Here is a 13,015-nt window from a genome sequence, read left to right as displayed (position 1 = left end):
CCGGGCGGGCTCCACGCCCGACGGTCCGCGGGACCGTCACCGGATCGGATCCGCGGGGAACCCCCGGAACACCGCGACCCCGCGGGAGTAGGCCCTGAGGCGGGTGTTCGGTAGGTTGGAGGGAGCATTTTTCTTCAACAAGAAAGCCTTTCAACGCAATGAGCAACCGTTTCGTGGACCGCGTCGTCCTGCATCTGTCCGCCGGCGACGGCGGGAACGGCTGCGCCTCCGTCCACCGTGAGAAGTTCAAGCCCCTCGGCGGGCCCGACGGCGGCAACGGCGGGCACGGCGGTGACATCATCCTCGAGGTGTCGCCCCAGGTGCACACCCTCCTCGATTTCCACTTCCGCCCGCACATCAAGGCATCCCGGGGTGGCAACGGCGCCGGCGACCACCGCAACGGCGCGCGCGGCGAGGACCTCGTCCTCGAGGTTCCCGCGGGCACCGTCGTCCTCAACGAGGCCGGTGAGGTCATGGCCGACCTCACCTCGAACGGGATGCGCTACGTCGCCGCACAGGGCGGCCACGGCGGCCTCGGCAACGCGGCGCTCGCGTCCCGCTCCCGTAAGGCCCCCGGTTTCGCGCTGAAGGGCGAGCCCGGCGAGGAGCATGACGTCGTCCTGGAACTGAAGTCGATGGCCGACGTCGGTCTCGTCGGTTTCCCGTCCGCGGGCAAATCCTCTCTGGTCAGCGTGCTTTCCGCGGCCAAGCCGAAGATCGCGGACTACCCCTTCACCACGCTGCGCCCGAACCTGGGCGTGGTGAATGTCGGAAACGGCACCTTCACCATCGCCGACGTGCCGGGACTGATCCCCGGAGCGTCGACGGGCAAGGGGCTGGGACTGGACTTCCTCCGCCACATCGAGCGGACCGCGGTGCTCGCGCACGTCGTCGACACCGCGACCCTCGAACCGGGCCGCGACCCGGCCAGCGACATCGAGGCGCTCGAGGGTGAGCTCGCCGCCTACGAGTCTGCGCTGGACAACGACACGGGCCTCGGCGATCTGAAGGACCGTCCGCGGGTCATCATCCTCAACAAGGCCGACATCCCGGAGGCGGAGGAGCTCGCCGAGTTCCTCCGCGGAGACCTGGAGGAGCAGTTCGGCTGGCCGGTGTTCATCATCTCCGCCGTGGCGCAGAAGGGGCTCGACCCCCTGAAGTACAAGCTGATGGAGATGGTGGAGACCCACCGCCGGGAGAACCCGATCGCGGAATCGGACGTGCGCACCATCGTCCGGCCCCAGCCCGTCGACGCGAAGGGTAAGACCCGGGACTTCGTCATCGAGGCCGACCCTGCGGAGGAGGGCGCGTTCCTCGTCCGCGGCGAGAAGCCCGAGCGCTGGATCCGGCAGACCGACTTCGAGAACGACGAGGCCGTGGGCTTCCTCGGCGACCGGCTGGCGAAGCTCGGCGTCGAGGACGCCCTGTTCAAGGCAGGCGCCAAGGCGGGCTGCACCGTGACCATCGGCGAATTGTCCTTCGAATGGGAACCGATGACCGCCGCCGGCGTGGATCTCACCCCGACCGGTCGCGGGACGGACGGGCGACTGGAGCAGACCGGCCGCGTCTCCGCCGCGGAGCGCAAGCGCGCCTCCCAGGTGCGCCGCGGTCTCATCGACGAGTTCGACTTCGGCGACGGCGAGGAAGCCGACCGGGAACGGTGGCAGGGCTGACCCCACTGTCCGCCTGACGACACACGCCCGCCCCACCGGTCCCGCACCGCCGGGATAAGGGGGCGGGCGTCCGTCGTACCCGGGGACTGGATCTAGACTGTCCAGCATGACGAGGACCCCCGATTCCCCCTCCCGCTCCGCCGCCGAGACCGCACTGCGGACCCGGATCACCGCCGCGCGCCGCGTGGTGGTGAAGATCGGTTCGTCATCCCTCACCGGGCCGGACCACCGGGTGGACCCGGCGGCGATCGACCGTATCGTCGATGCGGTTCAGGCGCGGCAGGGGAACGGCACACACGTGATCATCGTGTCCTCCGGCGCGGTCGCCTCCGGGATGGGCCCGCTGAATCTCTCGGAGCGGCCCACCGATCTCGCCGGCAAGCAGGCTGTCGCGGCAGTCGGGCAGGTGTACCTCGCCCACGAGTGGGGCAGGTCCTTCGCCCGCTACGGACGCACCACCGCGCAGGTCCTGCTCACCGCCTCTGACGCTGGCCGACGTGACCGGACGCGGAACGCACAACGCACGCTGGACCGGCTGCGCCTGCTCGGGGTGACACCCATCGTGAATGAGAACGACACCGTCGCCCACTCCGAGATGCGCTTCGGCGACAACGACCGACTGGCGGCGATCGTCGCGCACCTCGCCGGTGCGGAGGCCCTCTACCTGCTGTCCGACGTGGACGGACTCTACGACCGGAACCCGGTCGATCCGGCGGCCCGGTTCATCGGGGAGATCCGCGACGGCAACGACCTGCGTGACGTCGTCGCCGGCGACGGCGGGAGGGTCGGCACCGGGGGAATGGTCTCGAAGGTCTCGGCCGCGCGCCTCGCCTCCCGGTGCGGGGTGCCGGTTCTGCTGACCTCCGCGGAGCAGATCGGTGCCGCACTCGACACAGGTGACGTGGGCACGGTGTTCCACCCGAAGACGACGCGGATCTCGGCGTGGAAGTTCTGGGCGCTCTACGCCGCAGACACCGCCGGTACCCTGCGCATCGACGCAGGAGCGGTGCGCGCGGTGACCGGGGGCGGCAACTCGCTGCTCGCTGTCGGGATCACGAGCATCGACGGTGAGTTCCACTCGGGAGACATCGTCGACATCGTGGGCCCCGACGGGGAGGTCATCGGTCGCGGTGAGGTCGCCTACGACGCCCACACGCTGGCCCCGATGCTGGGGAAGCAGACCTCCGAACTCCCGGAGGGCATGCAGCGCCCCGTGGTGCACGCCGACTACCTCTCCGACTACGCCTCACGGGCCTGACCGGGGCCGGTGTCCCGTCGCCCGGATATCCCCGCATCCGGGCGTCGGAGCCTTCCGGAGGCGGTCCGGTGCAGCGTCTCCGGAACCGGTTCCCGGGCTCCGGCCGGTCCACCGTCGACGGGGTGGCGGAAGGGACCACGGTGCCGGAGGCCCCCGCCGCGGGAATCCCGCGGCCGGTCACACCCCGTCCCCGAAAGGCCGGTGGAAACGCGCACCTGCTGCCACGGGAAGCGGCTAGGTTGGAGCGACGACAGATGATTCAACACCGCGTCGGGCGCATCCGGGCGGGGGAAAGGAACGGCCGAACATGAAGTACGTCATGCAGACACGGGAGTGGGACAGCATCGTCGAGGCGCTGTCCGGCCGCGGACACGAGCGTGTGGAGAGCCTCGAGGACGCCGACTTCCTCGTATTCAACGGTGTGCCCGGCGATTTCCCGGAGTCACTGCCGGACAACATCCGCTTCGTCCAGTTGTGCCTCGCCGGCATCGACGCGTTCTTCGACGCCGGTCACATCGACGACACCCGTCGCTGGGCGAACGCCTCCGGTGTGTACGGCAGGCCTGTCGCCGAGTCCGCGGTCGCGCTGCTGCTCTCGGCGCTGCACATGCACGTGCACGTCGCCCGCGAGCGGACGTTCGACTCCGCGCCCGAGGTCCACGAGGGGACGGGCTGGCTGTTCGGCACGACCGTCGCCGTGATCGGTGCCGGCGGGATCGGCCGCGACCTGATCCCCATGCTCACCGGATTCGGGTGCGAGGTCATCGCCGTGAACAACTCCGGGCGGCCCGTCGAGGGCGCCGCGGAGACCGTCACCGCGGAGCACACCGATGATGTCCTGCGACGCGCGGACCACGTGATCCTCGCGGCCCCGCTCACGGAGGAGACCCGCGGGATGATCAACTCCCGGACCCTCGGGCTGATGAAGGACACCGCCGTGCTGGTCAACGTCGGGCGTGGCCCGCTGGTGGTCACCGACGACCTGGTGACGGCCCTCGAGGAGGGACAGATCCGGGCGGCGGGCCTGGATGTGACCGATCCCGAGCCGCTGCCCGACGACCATCCGCTGTGGGGGATGGACAACGTGGTGATCACCCCGCACACCGCGAACACGTTCGAGAGCATGCAGCGCCTCATGCCGGATGCGGTGCTGGCGAACCTGGACGCTCTGGACGCGGGGGAGCGGATGCCCACCGAGGTGGACCCGGACCGCGGCTACTGACCCGCCGGGGTGCCGGTCACCCGGGTGGGTCTGCCCCTGTGCCGGGTGATGATCTCGGGCTGCCCCTTCCGGGCCACCGCCAGTTCCAGCCGGACGACCGGGGCGCCCAGCCCATCGCCGATGAGGTGGGCGTAGAGCCCCAGCTGCCGGAAGTACTCCTCGGCGGTGTCCGCGCCGAGCCCCGCGTCCGTCTTGTAGTCGAGGATCACCCAGCCGTCGTCGTCGCGGTAGATCAGGTCGATGATCCCGTCGACGGTGATGCTCCCCACCCGCCCGGCGACGGGCAGCTCCCGGTGGTGCTCGCCGGCAAGTGCGCGCCGGATCAGCGGTGACGAGAGGAAGCTCTCCGCCGCGGCACGGACGGATGCCGTCTCCCGGTCGCCGAGCCCGCTGAGTCGTGCCGCACCGGCGGCCAGTTCCCCGATTTCCCCGGGATCGGTGACACGCTCCATGACCCGGTGCACCGCGGTTCCGAACGCGGTGCCGTGGTCCTTCGACACCGGCGCCCCGGCGAGCCGGAACCCGGCCCCGTTGCCGGCGGGCGCCGGGTAGTCGTCCGGGAGGTCGGTGAGGGCGGGATCGCCGTGGGCGAGGCGCGTGACCGCCGCCCGGCCCGGACGGCTCACGGCCGACCGGACGGCGGCGTCCACCTCTCGGGTGCCGCGCTCGAGCTCGTCGGGACGACGGAGGGCCGGAGCTCCCGCGGTCGCGGCGGGCCCGATGTCCGCGAGGTCGGTGAACTCGACCTTTCCGGGATCGAGCAGTTCGTGCAGGACATATCCGGCGCAGTCCCTGCGGGGTTTCCCGCTCGAGGTCAGGGTGGGCTCGAGCGGGATGAGGAGAACCGATTCCGCGCGGGTCGCCGCCACGTAGAGCAGGCGGATCCACTCCGCGTCCGACGCGAGTTTCTCTGTCCCGGACCAGGTCTCCCAGTCCGGTGTGCGGAGCTCCGCGCAGCTGGCACTGAGGCGCATCGCCACCGTGCCGGTGGCCCTGTTCAACCCGATGTCCGCCGTGTGCGCATGTTTCCGGCCGCTGAGCCCGGCGAGGATCACCATCGGGAACTCGCGTCCCTTCGCGCCGTGCACGGTGAGCACCCGGACGGCGTCGACGTCCTCGGTGTCGATGACCGGTTCCGCGAGCCTGGAACTGGTGATCGCCTGGGTGTCGGACCATTCGAGGTATCCCCGGAGATCCTCGCCGACCTCCCGGCTGTACTCGTGGGCGTTGTCCCGCACCGTCCGGATCCGGTGGAGCGCCGGGGTCGGGTCATCCTCGAGTTCGGCGGCGACGGCGTCCATGTTCAGCGCGTCGACGGCCGCGGCGACGATCCGGCCGACAGGTCGTCCGGTCGCGGCCTCGGCGAGGGCCCCGAGCAGGCCGAGTCCCTCCGCCACGGGTGACGGGGAGGCGGAGCCTCCGTCGCAGGCGGTCGCGGCCCGGGGGAGCAGGAACCTCCGGCCGTCGGCGCGCCACTGTGCGAGATCCCCGTCGGAACAACCGATCAGGCTGGTGCGGAGCGCGGCCGCCACGGTGAATTCGTCCGCCGGGTCGGCGATCGCCCGCAGGACGGTGTGCAGGTCGACGATCTCGGTCCCCTGGTAGACCAGCGAGGAGTTCTCGCTGATGCAGGGGATCCCCGCGTCCCGCAGCGCCGCCATCGTCGCGCGCGCCGCCCTGTGCGTCACGGACAGCACGGCGATGTCGCGGAGGCGGAACGGAGCCGACTCACCCGGTCGGGATCCTCGCGGGTGGTGTCGCCACCGGCCTGCCAGGGCGGCCCGGACGGCCGCGACGATGTCCCTGTTCTCCGCGTCCTCAGGGGTGAGGTTCTCCTCGTTGTCGCGGTGGTTGTTCATCACGACGACACCGCAGTCCTCGACTGGAGCACCCGGGCGGGCGGTCAGCGCCGCGAACGGGACCGTGTTCCCCTGTCCCCCATCGGTGGTCCGGGCGTTGGCGAACAGGGTGGAGAAGACACCGTTGACCCAGTCGATGACCGGGGCGGAGGAACGGAAGTTCGTGGTGAGCTCGACGAGTTCGGACCGTCCGGTGTTTCGTGCATCGAGATAGGAGTCGATGTCGGCCCGCCGGAAGCGGTAGATCGACTGTTTGGGGTCGCCGACGGTGAACAGGTGACCGGGGATCGGATCTCCACCGTCGCCCGCGATCGCCCGGATGATGCGGAGCTGTGCGGGGTCGGTGTCCTGGAATTCGTCGATCAGCAGGTGGGTGAACCGTCGGTGGAGCTCGCCGCGGACGGTCGCGCGGGTGTCCGCGGCGATGTCACCGCCCCTCCCCGGGTGTGCGGTGAGCAGACGGTCCGCGACGTAGATCAGGTCGTGGTAGTCGAGGGTCCCGCCGTTGATCCGGCGCTGAGCGGTGGCGACGACGTGGCACGCCATGACGTGGCGCACCACGGCCACGTGATGGGCCGGCACCTCGGCGTACCTCGCCGCCCAGTCCTCGCCGATGGACCGGAACCGGTCCCGGGCGTCCCGGATCGGGATCTCCCAGTCGGCGGTCCTGCCGCCGTGGCCGCAGGAGAACGACGGCGGTGCCAGGTCCTCCGGTGCGGGGTCGGGGTGGGCGAGCAGTGCCTCCGCGTTGTTGAGACACGTGGCCACGGTGACGGCGAACTTGTCCTCGCTGTTCGCGCAGTTCCGGAGGAGCTCGCGGAGGCGCCGGATGCAGTCGTCGACGTCCCGGGCGCCGATCGGTTCGGGCCGGACGAGGGGAGCCGCGATCGTGGGGCCGAGATCGCCCCAGTGCTCGTCCATCCACCGGATGCGGTCGCGGACGGCGGTCAACCAGTCCCCGTACGTTGACAGGGCGGCGAGGCTCTCCGCGAACTGCGCGCCGCTCACCCGGCAGTCGGGCAGTTCCGTGAGATCCGGGATGCCGCCGCTGATCGTCTCGTCGCACAGCGCGAGGAATCCGGCGGCGAGTTCATCGGCTGCGAGGAGGCTCGTGAAGTCGGAGGCGACCCTGATGGTCGGCGGGACACCCGCTTCGAGGGGATGCAGGGTGATGATGCGCAGGCAGAAGGCGTGCAGGGTCTCGATGGCCGCCGCGGGCAGCTGCTCGAGGGCGGCCCGGGCGTTCCGGCGTGCGGTGTCGGTGTCTGCGAACTCCCGCACCGCGATGCCCGAATCGTGCACGCCGGTCGCGGCGATGGATTCGAGTGCGGTGCGGAGCCGGTCAGCCAGTTCTCCGGCGGCCTTCTCCGTGAAGGTGATCGCCGCGATGCGGTCGACGGGGACACCCTCCTCCGCGATGAGGGTGATCAGGCGCTGGACGAGGAGATGGGTCTTCCCCGACCCCGCGCCGGCCTCGACGAAGAGGTTGATGTCGGTGGCGGTCGTGATGGTCCGACGTGCTGCGTCGTCCCGGAGCGTCGGTGTGGTCATCGTGATCACCGCTTCCTCGGGTCTGCGGTGGGGTCGGTGCCGGCATTCGCGTGGTCCCACGGATCGTGGTCGGGGACGATGGGGAGTGGGTCGAATCCCCGCTCCGCCAGTGCCGCGGCCGCCCTGTCGTAGTTCGCGGCACCCAGCCGCAGATAGTTCGGCCGGGGGATGTCCCCGGTGTTTCCCGTCCTGCTCTGGGGCGGGAACACCCCGGAGCCGATCAGCGAGTGCAGGGCGCCGAGCTTCTCGACGAGATGTGCGAGCACACCGTTGTCGACGGCGATGGAGGACGTCCGCGTCTCACCCTGTGGGGTTCGGTCGGTGAAGAACCGGTACCGGGACTCGATGCCCGGTGGATCGAGGCCCGGGAGCGCCACCAGCGGGGCCCCGGTCGCGGCCCGCGCCGGTACCCGGAGGTCGGGGAAGAGCGGTGTCGCGGCGTCGAGCGCGGCACGGACCGCCGCACCGTAGAGAGCGAGCTGCAGCCGGAGGATCCTCTCGCCGGTGGGGTTTTCCTGGTTGATCTTCCCCGAGTGGAGCTGCCTGCCCGACTTGTAGTCGGTGATCCGGAGGATCCGGCGGGCGGGGTGGTAGTCGAGCCTGTCGATGGATCCGCGGAATTTCAGCACCGGGCCACCGGACAGCGCGATCTCCAGCGGCGGCGCCGTCTCCCCGTCGTCCCGGTGCACACCGCCGAAGGTGAGCTCCGCACCGACCGGAACCCACCCGTCGAGGGCATCGGCGCGCTCCTCCCCGAACCAGGCACCCACCGTGGTGTGCACCTCGGAACGGAACAGGCTCCAGCGGGCGCCGGCACCGGACTCGGGTGTCGTGTCGCTGAGCTGCTCGTCGGTGATGGCGCCCAACCGACTCCGGGCCGCGTCCCAGTCCACGTCCGCGGCGCAGGCCGGCCGAGGCTCGGCGTCCAGCCAGATCTCCCTGGTCCAGAGTTCGAAGATCCGGTGGTAGACGGTTCCCCGGTCGCGGGGGTCGATGCCGGCCCCTGGGGGTGTGTCCTCGAGGATCCGGCAGCCGAGGACCCGCTCGATGAAGAACGTCAGCGGGGACACCGGGTAGCTCTCCAGCGCCGTCGCCGAGAGCTCCCGGTCGAACAGGTCGGTGGTGAACCCGGGGATCCACCCGTTGTACGCGCTGAAGGGCTCCCCGGCGGCCGCACCCGCCGCGCGGGCCCGGATGATGTCCGCCGATCTGCGGATCCCCGGACCGGGATTCCCGCCGGCGAGTATCTGTGCCAGCAGAAGTTCCTGCGGGTCCGCCGGAATGGTGTCCGTACCCTCCCCGGACAGGGAACTGACGAGGCCACCGGAGACCACCGTCGGTTCGGTGCGCAGGAGCCGGGACCGGCCGACGCCGCCGGATCCGTCGCAGTGGCTGCGGGGATAGCTGACCACGACGTGTCCGGGGGCGGTGGCGCACGCCCGCCGGAAGACCTCGGTGCGTGCGTTCTGTATCTCCGCCGGGGTCTGGCCACGCTGCGCGAAGGTGACGGCACCGGACTCGTTCACCGGACCGGGCAGCGCACCCTCCGTGGCCCCGAGGATGATCACGGAATCCAGGATCCGGCCCGGAAGATCATCGATCCCGCCGATGGAGATACCGTTCACCGGGGCCTCGACCGGCTGGAGCTCGTCGAAGAAGGTGGCGAACAGCTCGGTCGCCAGATCTGTCCGGAACTGCGGCAGCCGGGCGCCCGTCGTCGCCAGCGCGTCCACGGCCCTGCTGATCGTGGCCAGTGCCGCGGCGCTCTCCGGATCGCTCGCGGGGCGTAGGTGAGCGGCCGCGAGACCGCGCAGGGATTCCGTGAACCGGTCCCAGGTCGTCGCGGCCCACAGCCCGTTCAGGTCATCCCGGAGTGCGAGGACCCACCGCCGGATCCGGTCGACGTCACCCGTACCTGAGTCGTGGTCCGGCTCCGCACCCGGTTCTTCCTGTGCCGCCCAGTCCGCGAGGGAATCGAGGCGGCGGCTGCGCCGGGTGATCCGGTCGAACGTGTCCAGGTGGACCGGTGCCCCGTCGACCGGATTCCGGATGGCCCCCGTACCGAGGACGGCCGCCAGCCCACGGCGGGGCAGGGTCTCCGGGGCGAGAGCCAGAATGCGCAGCAGGGCGCGGATCTCCGGGGCGTCCGACCACCGCAGATCCGAGAACCCGGTGAACGGCACCGATGCCGAACGCAGGGCATCGGCGAGCCTGCGGCCGTAGTCCGGGCTGCACCACCCACAGGCGATCCGGTGCGGCGCGATGCCATCCGCGATGAGCCGCCGGATGTGCCGGACCACCCGAATCACCTCGTCGTTCTCGTCGCTGCAGGACCACACGACGGGCTGTTCGTCGCTCCGTGGACCGTCCTGCGCGCCGGTGCCTGTGGGCACGGTGTCGATCCGGATGGCCTTCAGCTGATCGAGGAACCACCGCTGCGCCGGATCCGCGGGCAGAACGTCGACGACGATGAGCGCGGCACCGTCGGGCGGTGGGGTGAGGGCGTGGCGGCACGCTTCCCACCAGGTGAAACAGTCGGGATTCAGGTCCCGCACCCGGCGTGCGATGTCCAGGCACGCGCCGGGCAGGAGTCGGCCGTCGGTGTTCCCCTGCAGATGCTCCGGCAGACCGAGGAGCTCCGTCACGACGGTCACCAGTGCGCGCCTGGTCGCGGGTTGATCGGCAGTGCCGTGGCGCGCGAACTCGGTGTCCGTGTCGGTGAGCAGCCGCATGACCGATCCGGTGATCCGGGACCGGTCGAGCAGCTGACGCGCGTCCTTCCCCTCCGTCAGCTCCGCGGCCCTGCCCAGGATGTACCCGCTGCAGGAGGTGACCGTCACCCCGAGAACGGTTCCGGTCGCGGTCAGCTCCCCGAGGATGTCGCCGCGAGCCCGGGGGCCGCAGATGACCGTCACCGGGCGGAGGGGATCGTCCCGTCGGGCGTTCCCGATGGCGGAGGCGAGCTGGGCTGCGACGGTGTCTGCGCTCATGCGGTGTGGATCCTTGTCGTTGCGCCTCCGGGGTCTGCACCTCGGGCGGCGGGGGACGGTGACTCGACGCCCACGAGCCTAGTGGCGGGCCGGGCACACCCCCGCTCCGGATCGACGGGGTGTTCGAATTCCATCCCCGGGGCCGGTGAGGGTATCCCGTGCCGGGGCGATTCACCTCCCACGGATACTTGTGCGCTGCTAAAATTCGGCGGCATGAACCCCGCTGAGAACGCCGACACGACCTCATCTCCCCGGCAACGGGAACGCGAGGAGGTCCTGGCGAAGGCCCGCGCGGCGAAAGCCGCCGCACGGACCATCGCCCAGGCCACGACGGACACCAAGAACGCGGTCCTGCTGGCCGCGGCCGACGCGCTCGTCGCCCGCACCGGGGAGCTGCTCGAGGCCAACGCGCGCGACATCGCCGCGGGTCGGAACGCCGGAATGAGCGAGTCCCTCATCGACCGGCTCGCCCTCGACGCTGACCGGATCGCCGGGATCGCCGGTGGGCTACGCCAGGTCGCCGCCCTTCCGGACCCGGTCGGGGACGTCACCGGCGGGAAGACGCTCCCGAACGGGATCCGGATGCGCCAGGTCCGGGTGCCGCTCGGGGTGATGGGCATGGTCTACGAGGCCCGCCCCAACGTCACCGTCGACGCCTTCGGCCTCGCCCTGAAGGCCGGCAACGTCGCGCTCCTGCGCGGGTCGCGGTCCGCCCGCAACTCCAACACCGCCCTCGTCGCGGTGCTGCAGGACATCCTCGCGCTGCAGGGGCTGCCGCGGGAGGCGGTGCAGCTCCTGCCGTGCGAGACCCACGACAGTGTGCAGGACCTCATCACCGCACGTGGTCTGGTCGATCTCGTGATCCCGCGCGGCGGCGCCGGCCTGATCGAGGCCGTCGTCACCGGTGCCACCGTGCCCGCCATCGAGACCGGGACCGGTAACTGCCACGTCTACGTCGACGGCGCGGTGGACCTGGATCAGGCCATCGCAATCGTCATCAACGGCAAGACCCGCCGCCCGAGCGTCTGCAACGCCACGGAGACGGTGCTCCTCGACGCCGCTCTGCCCGACGCCGACATGCTGCGCGTCGTCGAGGCCCTGCAGCAGGCCGGCGTCCGGATCCACGGCGACGTCGACGTGCTCGCCGCGTTCGGTGCCACGGACGTCGAACCCGCGACCGACGAAGACTGGTCGGACGAGTACCTGTCCATGGACATCGCGGTCGGCGTGGTCGACGGGGTCGACGGGGCGGTGGAGCACATCGCCCGCTGGTCGTCGGGGCACACCGACGCCATCGTCACCACCGCCATCGCGGCGGCGGACACCTTCGTGGCCGGTGTCGACTCGGCCGCGGTGATGGTCAACGCGTCGACCGCATTCACCGACGGCGAGCAGTACGGATTCGGCGCCGAGATCGGCATCTCGACGCAGAAGCTGCACGCCCGTGGGCCGATGGCGCTGCCCGAACTCACCACCACGAAGTGGGTGCTCACCGGCGACGGACAGACCCGGCCCTGACCCGACCCACGCAGGTGCGGTCGGCGCTGCCCGGGCGCCCCGCCGGGTAGTATCTGTCGCCATGACCATCTCCGCGCAACATCACGGGAGCCCTGCGGGTGACGCCCGGCCACTGACCGGGCCCCGGAGAATCGGGATCATGGGCGGCACCTTCGACCCGATACACAACGGGCACCTCGTCGCGGGAAGTGAGGTCGCCGACCTCCACGACCTCGACCTGGTCGTGTACGTGCCCACCGGGCAGCCGTGGCAGAAGGCCGGACGCGAGGTCAGCGAGGCGGAGGACCGTTACCTGATGACGGTCATCGCGACCGCGTCCAACCCGCGGTTCACCGTCTCCCGGGTCGACATCGACCGCGGGGGAGCGACCTACACCGTCGACACACTGCGCGATCTGCGGAAACAGTTCCCCACCGCCGAACTGTTCTTCATCACCGGCGCCGACGCACTGGCGAGGATTGTCACCTGGCGGGACTGGGAGGAGATGTTCTCCCTCGCGGAATTCGTCGGGGTGACCCGCCCCGGCTACGAACTCGATGACGCCATCCTCCCCGAGATACACCGGAAACGACTGTCCCTGATCGAGATCCCCGCGATGTCCATCTCGTCGACGGACTGTCGCTCCCGCGCCGCCGAAGGCCGACCCCTCTGGTATCTCGTTCCGGACGGGATCGTCCAGTACATCGCGAAACGACAGCTCTACCACCCGGGCGGAGCCGACGACGCCCTCGACCCCACCCCCTGAGACCCCGATTCGGGGAGGACCCGGTGGTGCGGTAGAGTTGCGCCTCCCACTCAGGTGACCACGAGGAAATGTGCCGTAACGGGCAAACCGTGGGACACTTGAACTCGAGAGTGTGCATCCGTGCGACAATCCCCGCGACGTTGAGACCTGTTTTCAACCGGGTATGCGCACCAGAAGTAGAAGAACCCCACGGAAGAGA

7 protein-coding genes are annotated in these 13,015 nt (G+C 70.5%); 5 read left to right on the top strand and 2 right to left on the bottom strand.

Annotated features, from left to right (window positions below):
- Window positions 1–158: 158 nt before the first annotated feature.
- The 3 genes from obgE (at window position 159) to JIM95_RS03625 (ending at window position 4,153) form a co-directional block, all read left to right on the top strand.
- On the top strand, window positions 159–1,673 hold the full coding sequence (obgE, locus tag JIM95_RS03635) for a GTPase ObgE (protein ID WP_200260628.1): 1,515 nt from the start codon (window positions 159–161) through the stop codon (window positions 1,671–1,673).
- A gap of 106 nt (window positions 1,674–1,779) precedes the next feature.
- Complete coding sequence (proB, locus tag JIM95_RS03630) at window positions 1,780–2,931, top strand: glutamate 5-kinase (RefSeq protein WP_200260632.1); 1,152 nt, start codon at window positions 1,780–1,782, stop codon at window positions 2,929–2,931.
- Between the two features lie 307 nt (window positions 2,932–3,238).
- Window positions 3,239–4,153, top strand: coding sequence for a D-isomer specific 2-hydroxyacid dehydrogenase family protein (locus JIM95_RS03625; protein WP_200260635.1), 915 nt, complete (start codon window positions 3,239–3,241; stop codon window positions 4,151–4,153).
- Here JIM95_RS03625 and JIM95_RS03620 read toward each other — a convergent pair.
- Window positions 4,147–7,563 carry a UvrD-helicase domain-containing protein gene (locus JIM95_RS03620; RefSeq protein ID WP_200260638.1) on the bottom strand — a complete coding sequence of 1,139 codons (3,417 nt, stop codon included), beginning with the start codon at window positions 7,561–7,563 and terminating at the stop codon, window positions 4,147–4,149. The two genes, JIM95_RS03625 and JIM95_RS03620, sit on opposite strands and share 7 nt — an antisense overlap.
- A gap of 5 nt (window positions 7,564–7,568) precedes the next feature.
- A complete protein-coding gene (locus JIM95_RS03615; RefSeq protein WP_200260640.1) occupies window positions 7,569–10,553 on the bottom strand; it encodes a PD-(D/E)XK nuclease family protein in 2,985 nt (994 codons plus the stop codon).
- 213 nt (window positions 10,554–10,766) lie between these two features.
- Here JIM95_RS03615 and JIM95_RS03610 point away from each other — a divergent pair, with 213 nt between their 5' ends.
- A complete protein-coding gene (locus JIM95_RS03610) occupies window positions 10,767–12,071 on the top strand; it encodes a glutamate-5-semialdehyde dehydrogenase (protein WP_200260642.1) in 1,305 nt (434 codons plus the stop codon).
- Between the two features lie 61 nt (window positions 12,072–12,132).
- Entirely contained in the window at window positions 12,133–12,816 is a 684-nt protein-coding gene (gene nadD / locus JIM95_RS03605; RefSeq protein ID WP_200260645.1) for a nicotinate-nucleotide adenylyltransferase, read from the top strand.
- The last annotated feature ends 199 nt before the right edge of the window (window positions 12,817–13,015 follow it).

Source organism: Corynebacterium antarcticum (assembly GCF_016595285.2).
Classification (GTDB): domain Bacteria; phylum Actinomycetota; class Actinomycetes; order Mycobacteriales; family Mycobacteriaceae; genus Corynebacterium; species Corynebacterium antarcticum.
The sequence above is the reverse complement of the archived record's forward strand: the minus strand, read 5'-3'. Positions and strand labels throughout refer to the sequence as shown.

Coding starts and splice junctions, on each gene's coding strand:
- JIM95_RS03620 (WP_200260638.1), bottom strand. CDS start 7,563: ATGACCACACCGACGCTCCGGGACGACGCAGCACGTCGGACCATCACG.
- JIM95_RS03610 (WP_200260642.1), top strand. CDS start 10,767: ATGAACCCCGCTGAGAACGCCGACACGACCTCATCTCCCCGGCAACGG.
- proB (WP_200260632.1), top strand. CDS start 1,780: ATGACGAGGACCCCCGATTCCCCCTCCCGCTCCGCCGCCGAGACCGCA.
- JIM95_RS03625 (WP_200260635.1), top strand. CDS start 3,239: ATGAAGTACGTCATGCAGACACGGGAGTGGGACAGCATCGTCGAGGCG.
- nadD (WP_200260645.1), top strand. CDS start 12,133: ATGACCATCTCCGCGCAACATCACGGGAGCCCTGCGGGTGACGCCCGG.
- JIM95_RS03615 (WP_200260640.1), bottom strand. CDS start 10,553: ATGAGCGCAGACACCGTCGCAGCCCAGCTCGCCTCCGCCATCGGGAAC.
- obgE (WP_200260628.1), top strand. CDS start 159: ATGAGCAACCGTTTCGTGGACCGCGTCGTCCTGCATCTGTCCGCCGGC.